16 protein-coding genes, 1 pseudogene and 1 riboswitch are annotated in these 15,097 nt (G+C 58.2%); of the genes and pseudogenes, 14 read left to right on the top strand and 3 right to left on the bottom strand.

Going from position 1 to position 15,097, the window contains the following annotated elements; all coding sequences use genetic code 11:
• Positions 1-26 precede the first annotated feature (26 nt).
• From ACEVJL_RS06775 to gltS, 9 genes and pseudogenes are all read left to right on the top strand, one after another.
• Complete coding sequence (locus tag ACEVJL_RS06775; RefSeq protein WP_235397929.1) at positions 27-884, top strand: MurR/RpiR family transcriptional regulator; 858 nt, start codon at positions 27-29, stop codon at positions 882-884.
• 33 nt (positions 885-917) lie between these two features.
• Positions 918-1,928, top strand: a complete 1,011-nt coding sequence (gene tsaD / locus ACEVJL_RS06780; protein WP_235397931.1) for a tRNA (adenosine(37)-N6)-threonylcarbamoyltransferase complex transferase subunit TsaD — start codon at positions 918-920, stop codon at positions 1,926-1,928.
• 152 nt (positions 1,929-2,080) lie between these two features.
• Positions 2,081-2,188, top strand: a pseudogene (locus tag ACEVJL_RS06785) (tRNA (adenosine(37)-N6)-threonylcarbamoyltransferase complex transferase subunit TsaD); the annotation flags it as partial.
• 486 nt (positions 2,189-2,674) lie between these two features.
• Complete coding sequence (gene infC, locus ACEVJL_RS06790; RefSeq protein WP_084203557.1) at positions 2,675-3,205, top strand: translation initiation factor IF-3; 531 nt, start codon at positions 2,675-2,677, stop codon at positions 3,203-3,205.
• A gap of 21 nt (positions 3,206-3,226) precedes the next feature.
• Entirely contained in the window at positions 3,227-3,436 is a 210-nt protein-coding gene (gene rpmI, locus ACEVJL_RS06795) for a 50S ribosomal protein L35 (RefSeq protein ID WP_008981480.1), read from the top strand.
• A 20-nt stretch (positions 3,437-3,456) separates the two neighbouring features.
• On the top strand, positions 3,457-3,813 hold the full coding sequence (rplT, locus tag ACEVJL_RS06800; protein WP_008981481.1) for a 50S ribosomal protein L20: 357 nt from the start codon (positions 3,457-3,459) through the stop codon (positions 3,811-3,813).
• A 154-nt stretch (positions 3,814-3,967) separates the two neighbouring features.
• A complete protein-coding gene (locus ACEVJL_RS06805) occupies positions 3,968-5,272 on the top strand; it encodes a sensor histidine kinase (protein WP_374737287.1) in 1,305 nt (434 codons plus the stop codon).
• On the top strand, positions 5,269-6,105 hold the full coding sequence (locus ACEVJL_RS06810) for a DNA-binding domain-containing protein (protein WP_235397937.1): 837 nt from the start codon (positions 5,269-5,271) through the stop codon (positions 6,103-6,105). The genes ACEVJL_RS06805 and ACEVJL_RS06810 overlap by 4 nt, the downstream gene beginning before the upstream one ends.
• Before the next feature lie 277 nt (positions 6,106-6,382).
• Complete coding sequence (gltS, locus tag ACEVJL_RS06815; RefSeq protein WP_374737288.1) at positions 6,383-7,624, top strand: sodium/glutamate symporter; 1,242 nt, start codon at positions 6,383-6,385, stop codon at positions 7,622-7,624.
• Between the two features lie 89 nt (positions 7,625-7,713).
• Here the strand turns inward: gltS and ACEVJL_RS06820 are convergent, their stop codons facing one another.
• Together ACEVJL_RS06820 and ACEVJL_RS06825 are read right to left on the bottom strand one after the other, a co-directional pair.
• A complete protein-coding gene (locus ACEVJL_RS06820) occupies positions 7,714-8,295 on the bottom strand; it encodes an epoxyqueuosine reductase QueH (protein WP_235397941.1) in 582 nt (193 codons plus the stop codon).
• Positions 8,292-8,804 (bottom strand): SLOG family protein, encoded by a 513-nt coding sequence (locus ACEVJL_RS06825; protein WP_374737289.1) that lies wholly within the window; start codon positions 8,802-8,804, stop codon positions 8,292-8,294. The genes ACEVJL_RS06820 and ACEVJL_RS06825 overlap by 4 nt, the downstream gene beginning before the upstream one ends.
• 154 nt (positions 8,805-8,958) lie before the next feature.
• Positions 8,959-9,084, top strand: a riboswitch (FMN riboswitch).
• 113 nt (positions 9,085-9,197) lie between these two features.
• Between ACEVJL_RS06825 and ACEVJL_RS06830 the strand changes: the two genes are divergently transcribed.
• Entirely contained in the window at positions 9,198-9,887 is a 690-nt protein-coding gene (locus ACEVJL_RS06830) for an ECF transporter S component (protein ID WP_374737290.1), read from the top strand.
• A 25-nt stretch (positions 9,888-9,912) separates the two neighbouring features.
• On the opposite strand, the gene ACEVJL_RS06835 is transcribed toward ACEVJL_RS06830, so the two are convergent.
• Complete coding sequence (locus tag ACEVJL_RS06835) at positions 9,913-10,332, bottom strand: YjdF family protein (protein WP_374737291.1); 420 nt, start codon at positions 10,330-10,332, stop codon at positions 9,913-9,915.
• 221 nt (positions 10,333-10,553) lie between these two features.
• On the opposite strand from ACEVJL_RS06835, the gene dinB reads away from it, so the two are divergent.
• From dinB to ACEVJL_RS06855, 4 genes are all read left to right on the top strand, one after another.
• On the top strand, positions 10,554-11,798 hold the full coding sequence (dinB, locus tag ACEVJL_RS06840; RefSeq protein ID WP_374737292.1) for a DNA polymerase IV: 1,245 nt from the start codon (positions 10,554-10,556) through the stop codon (positions 11,796-11,798).
• A 30-nt stretch (positions 11,799-11,828) separates the two neighbouring features.
• On the top strand, positions 11,829-12,863 hold the full coding sequence (locus ACEVJL_RS06845; RefSeq protein ID WP_374737293.1) for an inorganic phosphate transporter: 1,035 nt from the start codon (positions 11,829-11,831) through the stop codon (positions 12,861-12,863).
• A gap of 91 nt (positions 12,864-12,954) precedes the next feature.
• Positions 12,955-13,335, top strand: a complete 381-nt coding sequence (locus ACEVJL_RS06850) for a BlaI/MecI/CopY family transcriptional regulator (RefSeq protein WP_008981491.1) — start codon at positions 12,955-12,957, stop codon at positions 13,333-13,335.
• Complete coding sequence (locus ACEVJL_RS06855) at positions 13,336-15,027, top strand: M56 family metallopeptidase (RefSeq protein WP_374737294.1); 1,692 nt, start codon at positions 13,336-13,338, stop codon at positions 15,025-15,027.
• Positions 15,028-15,097 lie beyond the last annotated feature (70 nt).

The raw sequence follows: 15,097 nt of genomic DNA on the forward strand, positions 1-15,097 counted from the left end.
CTGTATCAGTGAGGAGAGGGTAACACATGGATGATTTGGTGAAAAAGATACAGGGAATGTCCCTGACACGCACCGACGCGGAGATTGCGGAGTATATTTTAGCCAATCTGAATACCATTGGGTTTCAGACCTCCACCTCCCTTGCAGAAGCCATCGGAGTCAGCGACACGTCGGTGATCCGCTTTATCCGCAAACTCGGGTTCAAAGGTTATGCAGACTTCCGGGGAGAGATGAACGCGAGGGCGGCCAGACAGATCAATCAGGTCCAGCAGGACTTGTCTCCCGGAGAGAAGTATGCCCGCAGCAGAGCGCAGCTCAAGCAGGGCAGCCTGATCAGTGATGTGGGGGGCTATACCTTAGAGAATCTGCAAAAGAGCTTTGCCCAGCTGGATCAGGGAACGGTGGACCAGGTGGTGGACATCCTGCTCAGCAGTGACCGCAAGTATATTGTGGGATTTCGCGGAACGGCCTGCTGCGCCCAATATATGGCCAGCAAGCTGCTGTTTTTGACTCCCCACGTGGTTTCTGTGACCCATGCAGATGCCACGGCAGTGGAAAATGTATTGGATATTACCGATAAAGACTGCCTGTTTCTGTACAGCTTCCCGCGCTATTCCCAGATCTGTGGTGTGCTGATGGACATTGCCCGGGAGAGCGGGGCAAAAATTATTTTGATGACAGACCGGCGTACCTGCCCTCTAGCCAGTAAGGCGGATGTGGTGGTGGTGGCACAGGTAGAGGGACTGGGATTTGCCAACTCCTATGTGGCCCCCCTCAGTCTGTCGGAGGTGTTCCTGCTGGCCATCAGCGGACAGCGGGATGTGACCCGCACCGAACGCTTTAACCGAATCGACGCGGTTATGGAAAAAGAAAAACTATATTAACTTTATTTCCTGCAAACTGGAAGAAGGAGCCGTATGAATATTTTAGCCATTGAATCCTCCTGCGACGAGACCGCCGCTGCAGTTGTCAAAGACGGGCGGACGGTGCTGTCCAACTGTGTGGCCTCTCAGATCGAGATGCATACCATTTACGGCGGCGTAGTACCCGAGATCGCCTCCCGCAAGCATGTGGAGGCAGTGACCGGTCTGGCCGACCAGGCTTTGGAGCAGGCGGGGATGACCCGGGGCGACCTGGATGCCATCGCTGTGACCTATGCGCCTGGTCTCATCGGCGCGGTGCTGGTGGGAGTGAACTTTGCCAAGGGCGCGTCCATGGCCCTGGATCTGCCCTTGATCCCAGTCCATCATGTGCGGGGCCATATTGCGGCAAATTACCTCACCCACCCCGATCTGGAGCCCCCTTTTGTCTGCCTGTGCGTCTCCGGCGGCACGACCGCCATTGTGGACGTGAAGTCTTACACCGAGATGGAGGTGCTGGGCGGCACCCGTGACGATGCAGCAGGGGAGTGCTTTGACAAGGTGGCTCGGGTGCTGGGCATCGGTTACCCCGGCGGCGGCCCCATGGACCGCTTGGCTCAGGGTGGAGATGACAGCCGGTACGAGCTGCCCCGCGCCCATGTGGCCGGCCATGAGCTGGATATGTCCTTCTCCGGCTTGAAGACGGCCAGTCTCAACCTTATCCACAACACCCAGCAGAAGGGGGAGGAGTTGTCCCTGCCTGACTTTGCTGCCAGCTTTGGCCGGGCGGTGAGCGACTCGCTGGTGCCCCGGGCTATGGCAGCCGCCCGAATGAAGGGTTACGGCCGACTGGCGGTGGCCGGAGGCGTGGCGGCAAACAGCCGCATCCGCGCCGGCCTGCAAGCCGCCTGCGCCAAGAGCGGAGATAAGCTCTACCTGCCGGAGCTGAAGTACTGCGGCGACAACGCCGCTATGATCGGCTGCCAGGGATTTTATGAGTACCAGGCCGGGCATGTAGCCGGCCTGGATCTGAACGCCTATGCTACCCGGGATATCAGCCTGGGGTAAGCGGTGTTGTCGCCGGGGCCCCGCCGCAAGGTGGGGCGGCGTTTGCGCCGTACAAGCGTTTTGCCTTTGGCAAAACCTTGGCGCAGGGCGGATTCATTCCGCCCGAGCATTTTAAATGGAAGGGGGCCCCATGGAGCTAGCTCCATGAGGAGGACAATGCCGCCATGATCGGCTGCCAGGGATTTTATGAGTACCAGGCCGGGCATGTGGCGGGCCTGGATCTGAACGCCTATGCTACCCGGGATATTTCCCTGGGTTAAATATCGAAATCTTCAAGCCCTCCTCTGTGGGAACAATACCGTCGGGGGAGGGCTTATTCTTTTCAAATAAAAAAGCAATTTAATGCATTATGTAACCTTACAAGGTGGAATCAAGAAGAAAATGGAAGGGAGAAAACAAAAAGATTTAAAACAGTGTGCAGGAAATAACAATAAAATGTGGAAAGTAGTGTGGAAAGTGTGTAAAACTTTTTGTAGAAGCAGGACGAAAAAAGAAGGTTATGTAAATATTTGCGGGGATGGAAGAAAAGACGGAAAAAGATAAAATAATACTTGACAAGGGCGAGACACACTGATAAAATGTGTAAGAAAAAGAAAGCAGGAACGGTGCCCCGTACCTCACCCCAGGCCAGAGCCAAAGGGTTAACAAGGTTTCACTTCTTCGCCAGGGAGACTTGGCGGGGATTTTTGTGACGCGGGCGCCATTCCGGCAGCCGCGTTTATTTTTTTGTTTGGAGGTGCTTTCCCATCGCTAACACAGGTCATCAAACCAACGAAGAAATCCGGGACAAGGAGGTCCGTCTGATCTCTGAGACCGGTGAGCAGCTTGGCATCATGTCCTCTCAGGAGGCGCTGCGCATGGCTGAGGAGCAGAACCTGGACCTGGTCAAGATCTCTCCCAACGCTGTGCCCCCGGTATGCAAGCTGATGGACTACGGCAAGTACCGGTTCGAGCAGACCAAGCGCGAAAAGGAAGCCCGTAAAAACCAGCGGGTAGTGGAGATCAAAGAGATCCGCATGTCCCCCAGCATTGACGTCAACGACTTCAATGTGAAGCTGCGCAACGCCCAGAAGTTCCTGTCTGAGGGCAACCGCTGCAAGGTGACCGTGCGGTTCCGCGGCCGTGAGATGGCCCACACCAACATCGGTCAGGATCTGCTGCTGAAGTTTGCCGAGTCCTGCGGCGAGACCGCCGTGATGGATAAAAGTCCGAAGCTGGAGGGACGCCACATGTCCATCTTCCTGTCCCCCAAGCCTGCCAAGGACGCCAAAAAGTAAGAAGCAAAGGAGTTTTCTGTTATGCCGAAGATCAAGATCAAGACTCATAGCGGCGCTAAGAAGCGCTTTTCCCTCACGAAGTCCGGCAAGGTCAAGCGCGCCATGACCAAGAAGCGTCACCTGCTCAACGGTCACGGCAAGACCACCAAGCTCAAGCGGGCTCTGCGCGGCACCACTTATGCCGACAAGACCAATGAGGCCGCCATCAAGCGCATGATCCTGTACAAGTAAGAAGAGGGAGGGAACGAACAATGGCAAGAGTTAAGGGCGCGATGATGACGCGCAAGAGAAGAAATAAGATCCTGAAGATGGCCAAGGGCTACTGGGGTGCTAAGTCCAAGCACTTCAAGATGGCCAACCAGGCCGTGATGAAGTCCGGCTCTTACGCCTACACCGGCCGTAAGCTGAAGAAGCGTGACTTCCGTCAGCTGTGGATCACCCGCATCAATGCCGCCTGCAAGATGAACGGCATGAACTATTCCACCTTCATGAACGGCCTGAAGAAGGCTGGCATCGTGATCAACCGTAAGATGCTCTCCGAGCTGGCTGTGAACGATAAGGCCGCTTTCGCTCAGCTCACTGAGACCGCTAAGAAGGCCCTGGCCTAAGTTTTATCCTTTCAAACGTCTGCGCATTCCGCGCAGACGTTTTTTTATACCATAAACAAGCTGGTGGAGCAGTGTGTTTCTAGGCAAAAGGACAAAGACGTGGTATAATAAGACCGGTTGCCCCCCTGGGCGGTATACGAAGGAGGACATAGGTTTGGAGGGAAAAAAGAGACAACTCATTCGATGGCGGGCCAGCCGATGGGAACGCAAGCTGCTGGCGGCTCTGGGCACGGCTTTAAGCGCGGAGCTGTTCTTCAACATCTGGGCGGAAAATTTCCGCATCTCAGCGGCTGTGGTACTCTACCCTGTGCTTCTGCTTACCCTGATGCAGGACAGCCGCAAGCCCGATACCGGAGTGCTGACTGCGCTGACGGTTCTGGTGGTGCGGTGTATCATTGGAGTGGCCGGGGGCGAAGATCTGATATTCGTGGCCTGCCAGGAGTATCCGGGAGCCTTGTTCTATCTCTGCTACGACTGCCTGCTGTGTCTCCAGGTGCCAAACCGGTATGAGGCATCCCTTACCACGCTGTGGCGCAGCTTCTGGATCTGCGATATGCTCTCCAATATGGAGGACCTGACTTTGTCCCGGATGGCGTTGCCGGATGCGCCGGCCATTGTGACCCTGGTGCTGCTGGGACTGGCACGCTCTCTGCTGGCTGCGGGTATTTTATGGGGGATGCGGCGCTATCAGCGCCTGCTGATGGAGGAGGAACACGAGCGGCGCTATCAGCGTTTGTTCCTGCTTACCGCCAATTTGAAAAATGAACTGTATTTTCTAAAAAAAGACGCAGAAAACATTGAAGGGATCATGACCCGTGCCTATCAGCTCTACGAGCAGCTGGGAGCGGAGGACTATCCTGAGCCTCTGCGTCAGCTTGCCCTGTCCATCGCCCGGGACGTGCATGAGGTAAAAAAGGACAATCTCAGTATTATCCGGGGCATTGAGGGCGAGGTAGCCAACGCCTACAACGATGAGACCATGCGCATGTCCGATCTGCTGCATATTTTGCGGGATACCATGCGGCATATTCTGGGAGAACGTCAGAATGATGTGCTGCTGGAATGTCGGTGTGAGACGGATTTTGCCACTGCGGAACACTACCGGCTTATGTCGGTGCTGAAAAATCTGGTGATGAACGCCGCGGAAGCCATTCAAAGCGGACGGGGTTCAGGGATGATCCTGGTGGAGGAACGGGTGGTCCGGGAGCAGATGGTGCTGACCGTGCGGGATACCGGACCTGGTATCTCCAAGCGGGCCATGCAGAATCTGTTCCAGGTGGGCTATTCCACCAAATTTGATCCCCAGACCGGAAACATCAACCGGGGCGTAGGTCTGCCGGCGGTACGGTTTTTGGTAGAGGAGCTGGATGGAACCATTGAGGTGACCAGCAGTGAGGGGGAGGGGGCCTGTTTTCAGGTGACCATTCCCATGGATGCACTGAGGGGAGGAGAAGCATGAGAATCTATATTGTAGAAGACGATATCTCAGTCATCAGCATTTTAGAGGATATTGTAGAGAGCAACGACCTGGGGACCGTGTGCGGAGACAGCGGAAGCGGACTGGACCTGGATAAGATCCTGGCACTGGCACCGGACCTGGTGCTGGTGGACCTGCTGATGCCCGGCAAGGACGGGATACAGGTGGTCCGCGAGCTGAAGGAGCGGGGCTGTCTGGCAAAATTTATTATGATCTCCCAGGTCAGCAGCAAAGAGATGGTGGCCAAGGCCTACCTGGCCGGAGTGGATTTCTTTATCAACAAGCCAATTAACCTGATTGAAGTGCGTCAGGTGATTCGGAATATCCGCCAGCAGATGGAAAATGAGCGGGATCTGAACACCATTCAAAGTGTATTTACCATCAAGCAGACTCCCGTGGTGGAGCGGCAGTCTCGCTCTGATGTGCAGCGCAAGCGGATTCAATATGCCCTGAGCCAGCTGGGCATGGCTGGAGAGAAGGGGGCAAAGGATATTATGGATATGTGCATGTACCTGCTGGACCGGCACCAGCAGGTGTGCCAGGTGGGGGTGGGCGCCCTGTGTGCCCAGCTTAGCGACAGTCCCAAGTCTATGGAGCAGCGGGCACGTCGGGCGGTAGAGCGTGGGCTCAACCATCTGGCCAGCCTGGGACTGGACGACTATGGAAACGAGGTCTTTACCCAGTATGCCTCCCGGCTGTTCCCCTTCCAGGAGGTGCGCGCGGAGATGTCCTTTATCCAGGGCAAGGGCAGCAAGGGCAAGGCTAACCTGAAATGCTTTTTGGATGGTATGTTGGTGCTGGCGGAGGAAGATTGACCCATTGACCTATAAGTTTGCATATCTTGACCTATTTCTGCGATAATCTTCCATCTTGGAAGTCAAAGGGTAGGATAATACAAATCAGGAGGAAGAAACAGGAAAATATCGTAAATAAGTGGTCAGATGCCCCAAAATGAAAAACGAAAAATTGTGAAATTTGGGGAAAAAATTTTCGCGCCGTAGGATTTTGAAGCAATTTGAAGGAAGCTGTGTAAAATCCCCTCATGTAGGAACTGGGAAACCAATTAGTACATAGAAAAGGAGAGAGGAAAACATGCCCCAGATTGCTCTGAATATGTACCAGACTGCAGCCATCGCCATGATGCTGTTTGTCCTGGGACGATTCCTGACCAACCGCGTTGAATTCCTGAGAAAGTGTTGTATCCCTGCCCCCGTGGTGGGCGGCCTGATCTTCGCTCTGACCCACCTGGCCCTGCGTATGGCCGGCGTAGTGGAGTTTACCTTCGACTCCAACGTCAAGGACTTCTTCATGACCCTGTTCTTCACCAGCGTCGGTTACACCGCTTGCTTCCGCCTGCTGAAGAAGGGTGGCAAGAAGGTTATCACCTTCCTGATCGTTGCCATCATCATGGTGTGCCTGCAGAACGTGGTTAGCTCCATCCTGGCCGGTGTCTTCGACTGGGATCTGCGTCTGGGTCTGTGCACCGGCTCCATCCCCATGGTTGGCGGCCACGGCACCGCCGGCTCCTATGGTCCCATGATGGAGAATGACCTGGGTATCGCCCGAGCCAACGTTATCGCCATTGCTGCTGCTACCTATGGCCTGGTGGCCGGCTCCCTGATGGGTGGCCCCACTGCCCGCAGCATCATCAACAAGTACAACCTGAAGTCCACCGAGAGCGGAACCGGCGTGGAGCTGGACGACATGAGCGCTGCTGACCGCGAGAAGGCTGAGCGCGTGGACGTGGACGCTTTCACCAATGCCGCTATCCTGCTGATCGTTGCTGCCGGCCTGGGCACCCTGCTCACTGCCGCCCTCAACAACATCCAGATCGACATCGGCAACTTCCACTTCAAGTTTACCTTCCCCACCTATATCGGCGCCATGCTGATCGCTGCTGTCATCCGTAACTTCTGCGACGCCAAGCACATTGTGCTGCCTTCCCGCGCTCTGGACCTGTGGGGCAATGTGTCTCTGTCCATCTTCCTGGCCATCGCTCTGATGTCCGTGGCTCTGTGGCAGCTGGCTGAGGTGGCCGGCCCCATGATCGTGATGCTGGTCGCTCAGACCGTCCTGATGTTCTTCTTCGCCCGCTTTGTGGTGTACAACATCATGGGCCACGACTACGAGGCTGCCGTCATGACCGCCGCCTTCTGTGGCTTCGGTATGGGCGCTACTCCCAACGCCATGGCCAACATGCAGGCTGTTACCAAGCGCTATGGTCCCGCTCCTCAGGCCTACTTCATCGTGCCTCTGGTCGGCTCCCTGTTCATCGACTTCTTCAACGGCCTGATCATCACCGGCTTCCTGAACGTCCTGCCCATCTTCGGCTAAGTTCAGAAAGTTTCCCAGCCAAACGAAAAAGCCAGTCCCAATCGGGACTGGCTTTTTTATATTTAAAATATTTAAAAGAAAAAGCAGCATTAAGTCAGGCCGGCGTTTTCCTGCTCCCGGCGCTTGGCCTCCTTCTTCCACTTGGCGGCCATGTAGCGCTCCTCCTCGCTGAAGATGCATCCGCAGTACTTCTGCATGTAGAAGCCGTGCTCCCGGGCAAAATCCTGTCCCTCTCGGAAGAGAGGGCGGAAGTCCCGGTAGAGGAATTCTACTCCATATTGCTGTCCCATCTCCCGGGCAATGGCGGCGATGGCGTCATGCTTCTGGTAGGGGGAGATGAGAAGGGAGGTGGTGAAGGAGTCAAAGCCGTGCTCGGCGGCATATTTTGCGGTCTCTTCCATCCGTACCCGGTAGCAGTAGGCGCAGCGGCCGTCGATGTTGTCGGCTACGTTGGTAATAAAGGAGCGCAGGTCATACCGGCCACCGATGATCAGCTTCATGCCGATTTCCTTGGCGTAGCCCTCCAGAGTGGCCTTCCGGGCCTGGTACTCGGTATAGGGGTGGATGTTAGGGTTAAACCAGAAGCCGGTGACAGAGTGTCCCTCCTCCCGCAGCTGGGCGATGGGGCGGTTGGCGCAGGGGGCGCAGCAGATGTGCATGAGCGTGTTCATGTTTCTTCCTCCAGTGGTACCGGATGGACCAGCAGGCCCTTCCGAATAGCATATAACAAAGTTTGGGCCGTGCCCCCCTGGGGCACGCCGTTGTAGACGGTGAGAATGTGGGCGGCGTGGTCCACCATGTAGCGGTTGCGGCGCATCATGCAGAAGCGGTCGTAGCGGTGCTGTACCAGAGTCTCATAGTCGCACCGGTCCAGAATGGACTGATAGCGCTCCTGCTCTTTCTTGGGCCAGCTGTGGGCCTGACTCTCGCAGGGGCGGGCACACTCCAGGGTGACTCCGGGCCGACGCTCCCGCAGAGCGAGTACCGCCTCGGCAAAGTAGAGATCAGCTCCCCGGGCCATGCCGCAGATAAAATGGCGGACGCCTCCGTCATAGACCTGCATCAGGGCAGCGTCCAGCCGCTGCTTCAGTGCCATGCAGCGCGGGTCGTCCTCGTGGGTGCCCCAGGGCAGCTTGTCCGGGCGGTGGCCGGTAAAGCAGCAGGTGGTGCTCTTGTCCATGGCAGGTCCTCCTCTCCGACAGGGATTTGGAATCATTGTAATATAGCAGAAAGGGAAAGTCAACGGAGAGTCGAATACTTGTTCTAATTTGCCGAAAAACGGGGGGTTGCAATTTTCTTTGCGCCGTGTATAATAAGACATGGACAACTGAATGATATGTCTTCAGGGCGGGGTGAAATTCCCCACTGGCGGTATAGTCCGCGACCGGACCTGCAAGCAGGTCCGCTGACCCGGTGAAACTCCGGGACCAACGGTATAGTCCGGATGGAAGAAGATGTGTGTCAAAACAATAGTGTGTGCCGTTCCGGCATGCATAAAGCGCACCTCCTTGATTGTTTTACACCTGGAAGACATGCTCTTTCAGATGTATCAAACAAAAAGGAGTGTTTTTTTATGTCCGCACCTTCCATGACCAGCACCTCCGCCCGCTCCAGAATGAATACCAAAGTGATGGTGAGCATGGCCATGCTTACCGGAATCGCCTACATTGTGATGCTGGCCTCCAAGCTGATGCCCAGCGTCATGTTCCTGGATTTTGACTTCAAAGATGTGATCATCTGCATCGGCGGCTTCACCTTTGGCCCCATGGCTGCCGCCATCATCTCCATTCTGGTGGCGTTTATCGAGATGATCACCATCAGCACCACCGGTCCCATTGGCTTTATCATGAACGCCCTGGCTACCTGTGCCTTCTGCTGCACCGCATCCTTCATTTACAAAAAGATGCACACCAAGAAGGGCGCTGTGCTGGGCCTGGCCTGTGGTGTAGTCGCCCTGACCGCGGTGATGCTACTGTGGAATTACCTCATCACCCCCCTGTACATGACCGGTTTCTCCCGGGCGGATGTGGCGGCCATGCTGCCCACCCTGTTCCTGCCCTTTAACCTGGCCAAGGGCGGCATGAATATGGCGGCTACCCTGCTCATTTATCCCCCTGTGGTGGCTGCCCTGCGGGGCGCCGGCGTGGTGCCTCCCTCTCAGAGCACCCAGGCCAAGAAGATCAGTGCTGGTTTCGCGCTGTTCTCTCTGGCTCTGCTGGCCACCTTTGTGGTGTTTGCTCTGGTGCTGGCCGGTGTAATCTGATTTTATAAAATAAAGCGGCGCGGGCTTAATGCCCGCGCCGCTTTTCGCGCTTTTTTTCCTGACGGAGCCGGAAGCGTTCCTCCTGTGTCTGCCGTTTTTGGGCGGCCCGGCGGGCCTGTCGCTCCAAACCAACGGCCTCCCGCTGACGGGCGAGGGACTCCTGGGCTTTGGTACCCAGTCCCTTTGGCTGGGTGGCTTTGGCGGCTTCCCGCTGCATCCGCTTTGGATTAGCCAAGGCCGGCCGGGGGGCTGTCTCTGGTAAGACAGGGCCAAAGGGCAGCCGGGGCCACTCTCTCTGGAGCCACTGGTACAACTGGGCGTCGGTGGGCTCCGCCCCAAAAACCACCCGGGCGGCCTGGTAGCCGTCCTGACTCCAGCGTTCGGCAATGCCCACCCAGAAGGGGGGCTGGAACAACACAGTGAACTGGCTGATGTTCCGTTCCATATTCAGTTTCCTCCCATAAAAATGTGAATATGGAGAAGGGACGACCCGGGAGGGAAGGCTACTGACGGGAGCGCGGCCCGCGGACGGACTACCAACCGCCCTGTGTTTTTATCTCCACCCCCATTGTATCGGGGAGAGAAGCGGATGTCAATGGAGAAAACAGAACGTTTGTTTGACATAAATGGGCGGACGCGCTATGATAAAGAAAAGGGGGTGGGGCCGTGGAGCGGGTGATTTTCCACTGTGATCTGAATAGCTTTTATGCCTCGGTGGAGCTGCTGAGCCACCCGGAGCTGCGCCACCTGCCCGTGGCGGTGTGCGGCGACCCGGAGAGCCGCCACGGCATCATCCTGGCCAAAAATGAGCCAGCCAAGCGGTTCGGGGTAAAGACTGCCGAGACCATCTGGCAGGCACGGAAAAAGTGCCCGGACCTGGTGCTGCTGCCCGCCCACCACGACCGGTACCGGGAATACTCCCGGCGGGTCAATGAGCTCTACCAGGAGTACACCGATCTGGTGGAGCCCTTCGGCATCGACGAGAGCTGGCTGGATGTCACCGGCACCCTTCACCTCTTCGGCGGGGACCCGGCAGCCCTGGCCGACCGCCTGCGGGAGCGGATGCGGGGAGAGCTGGGACTGACCATCTCGGTGGGGGTGTCCTTCAACAAGGTGTTTGCCAAGCTGGGCAGCGACTACAAAAAGCCTGACGCCACCACCTGCATTACCCCGGAGAACTTTCGGGACATCGTCTGGCCTCTGCCGGTGACCGACCTACTGTTTGTGGGCCGGGCGGCGGGGCGCACGCTGGAGAAGTTTGGGGTGCGCACCATCGGGGAGCTGGCCCGGTTTGAGCGGGAGGCCCTCTATCAGCTGTTGGGGCGGCCGGGAGCCCAGCTTCACGACTATGCCAACGGCCTGGACCGGGCTCCGGTGGCTCCGGCGGGGGAGCACGCGCCCCCAAAGTCGGTGGGCAACGGGCTGACCTTCCCTAAAAATCTCCAGGGACGGGAGGAGATCGCCTCCGGCATTGCCATGCTCTCCGACCAGGTGGCCGCCCGCCTGCGCCGCCATGGTATGAAATGCGGCGGGGTGGCTCTCACCGTTCGGGACCCGGATTTTCGGGATGTGAGTCGCCAGAAGCGGCTGGACCGGCCCACCAATCTCAGCCGGGAGCTGGCCCGGGAGGCCATGGACCTGGCCGACCAGTTGTGGAATATGAGCCTGCCGGTGCGGGCGCTCACCGTCACCGCCATCTATCTGGTGGCCGAGGACGAGGCCGTGGCCCAGCAGGATCTGTTTGCCGGGGCGGAGGAGGAAAAGCGCCAGCGTCTGGAGCAGCTGGACCGGGCTATGGACGCCATCCGGGACAAGTACGGCAAGGGGGCCATTGGCCGGGCGTCCACCCCCAAAGGGATGGACCGGGAGCGGCACGCCCCGCCACCGGGGGGCGCATATCATCCGAAATAGGGACATACCGTGGGACATGGAGGTGAGTTCATGTCCCACTCTTTTTTTGCCTTTTTGCAGCAGCTGGGAGAAACCCCAGCCCTGGCCCTGTTTACGCTGCTTACCCTGGGGGTGCTGCTGGTCAACGGCTGGACCGATGCTCCCAACGCCATTGCCGGAGCGGTGGTCACGGGAGCGCTGCCCTTTCGCAGGGCGGTGATTCTGGCGGCGGTGTGCAATTTTGCCGGAGTGTGCTGCGTGACGGCGGTAAACGCCTCGGTGGCCGAGACGGTCTACTCCATCGCCGCCTTTTCCGGCGGCCCACGGGCGGCCTCCATTGCCCTGAGTGCTGGGATGGCAGGGGTAGTGATTTGGGCAGTGGTGTGTTGGCGGTGGGGTATCCCTACCAGCGAGAGCCACGCCTTAGTGGCGGGGATCACCGGGGCGGCGGTGGCCCTGGAGGGGAGCTGGAGCTGTGTGCGCTGGGAGAGCTGGGGGAAGGTGCTGCTGGGCCTGCTGCTGTCCACCGCCGCCGGGTTCTGGTGTGGGCGGCAGATGGGACGGCGGGCCGGAACATGGAGGGGATCGGACCGCCTCTTTCGCTGCCTTCAGCTCCCCGGAGCGGCGGCCACTGCCTTTTTCCACGGAGCCCAGGACGGCCAGAAGTTTCTGGGGGTGTTTCTGCTGGGGACGGCTCTGGTCCAGGGACGGCAGGACGAGCAGACCTTTGTAGTGCCATTGTGGCTGCTGGTGTTCTGCGCGGTGGGAATGGCGCTGGGCACCGGAATGGGGGGACGGCGGATCATCGACACGGTGGGCCGGGAGATGGTGACCCTCAACCCCCGGGATGGGGTAGCCTGCGACCTGGCAGGGGTGGGCTGCCTGTTGGTGGCCACGGTGATGGGCCTGCCTGTCTCCACCACCCATACCCGCACCGCCGCGCTGCTGGGAGTGGGCTGTGCCGGGGGAAAGAAGGCGGACTGGAGGGTGGCGGGTACCATTGCCCTGGCCTGGGGGCTCACCTTCCCAGGCTGTGTGGTCCTGGGGTGGAGCATGGCCCGGCTCTTTTTGCACATTTGGCAATAAATTGGGGAAAACTTCTTGACAATCAATTTCTGCAAATGTAGAATATTATTGAAAGATCTGCAAATGCAGAAATAGAAAGGAGGAGTACTCCATGAAGGACTATCCCCGTCTGCCCGAGTCGGAGCTGGACATTATGCTGGTGGTGTGGGAGCTGAAGGAGGCCACCGCACCCGCTATTTTGGAGCGGCTGGAACGGCCCCTTACCGCCAGCGCCCTGCACAGCTACCTTAAGCGCCTGGAGGAGAAGGGCTATCTGGCCTGCCGAAAGGAGGGGAAAACGAACCGCTACACCCCGCTGGTGGAGCGGGAGGCCTATCGCCGTCAGGAGGGACGCACCATCCTGGGTAAGCTGTACGAGGGGTCCCTCAAGCGCTTTGCCGCCGCCCTCCACGACGGCGGAGCCTTAGACCAAAGCGAGGTGGAGGAACTGCGGGCCTATCTGGATGAGCTGGAGGAAAAGGGGGGCATGTAAATGGAGACCCTGTTTTTGCGCGTGGTCTGGCTGTCGGCCACCGTGTCGGCGGTGCTGCTGCCTCTGCTGCTGGCCTCCCGGTGGCTGCAAAGCCGGGTAAAGGCCAAGAGCTTATACATCCTGTGGCTGCTGCTGGCCGTTCGGCTGGTGGTGCCGGTGGAGATCACTCTGCCCAAGCCTGCGGTGACGGTGCAGGTGCCCCAGTATGAGGTGACCATCCCCACGAATCGCCCCTCGGGAGAGCTGCCGGACGATCAGCTCTCTCCGGTGGAGCCCAATGTGGCGCCATCCCTTCCCCAAACGGAGCAAGAGCCTGACCTGACCGCCCAGACCGAGGTGCCGGTGGCGGTGGTGTTGGGAACGTTATGGCTGACCGGTGTGTTTGCCATCGCCCTCATCCAAATCAGCAGCTACCTGGTCACCCGACGGGCTCTGCTGCGCTGGGCGCGTCCGGTATCCCCCGAGACTCGGGAGCAGATTCAATATTTGGCTCTGCGGCTGGGGCTCAAGCGAACCTTTCAGGTGCGGCGCAGTGACCGGGTACGCACCGCCATGGTGCTTGGCGTGCTGCGTCCGGTGCTGCTGATACCTCAGGAGGAGTGCGACCCCCTGGTGGTCCTCCATGAGCTTAACCACCTGCGCCGCCGGGACCTGGAGTACAAGGGCCTGATGATGGCAGCCTGCTGGCTGCACTGGTTTAACCCCCTGGTGTGGTGGATGAGCCGTGTGGCAGGCCGGAATCTGGAGCTGTGCTGTGACGAGGACGTGGCGGGCAAAGAAAATTCTGCCTTCCGCCATCGGTATGGCCGGCTGCTGCTGGAGTGCGCCACGGAAGGGGCGGGGCCCGTTCTCTCCAGCCGCTTTGGCAGCAGCAAGGAGGAGCTGAAGGCCCGGCTCACCAACCTGTTTGTGGCAAAAAAGCGGGGCCGGGCTCTGGTGTGTCTGGCGCTGGCCTGTGCTGTGCTGGCAGGCGGTCTGGTGGCCTGTGAGCAGACCCAACCCCCTGCACCAGATGCACAGCTGGACGCGTTGGAGGAGAGTATTTCCTATCAAGATGGAGTCCTCTCCTTTACATTGCCGGAGGGAGAAGGGGAGTGGAATATACAAATCTCCGGGCGGGCCGACACCTCAGACCTGGGTGGAATTAGTCTTCACTATATGGAGGGGACGGAGTGGACGCCGTCTATGATATATTTCCTGCCGCTGTCCGCACAGACGGTTCTGGATGTGACAGAGCTGACCCTTACCGCTTGGCTGGATGGGCAGGAGCGGTCTGTGGATCTGGTGCCTTATCTCCGTGAAAGGATATGGTATGTGAATGAGGAGTACGGCTTTACCCTTCAACTGCCTCAGGAGTGGGTGGGGCAGGTGGACATCCGGGAGGAGAGCATTGGCGTGGACTTCTGCATGAAGGACGCGGGAGACTGGGAGGGCGCTGGTTGGCTGGTGGGGGTCTACCTCACGGATCTGGACACCTGGCAGAGCATTGCCGACGCGGATTACCCTTACGGACAGCGCTTCCTGGGCCAGACAGCCCAAGGGATTCTGTATGCCATTGGTCCCAGTGACGTGCGCTATGACGAAACCATCCCCGGAGAGATGGAGCGGTATAACGCCCTGTATGCGCAGGTGGACGAAATGCTGGGCAGTTTCCAGGTAAAAAACACGGGAGAAGATGGACAAACTGAATAATTAAGATAATCTTAATTGACTTAAAATTTTCTGAAATATATAATTAAGGTATCAATCCTCTATCTGAGAA

This window comes from Flintibacter porci, from assembly GCF_041925195.1.
GTDB classification, from domain to species: domain Bacteria; phylum Bacillota; class Clostridia; order Oscillospirales; family Oscillospiraceae; genus Lawsonibacter; species Lawsonibacter porci.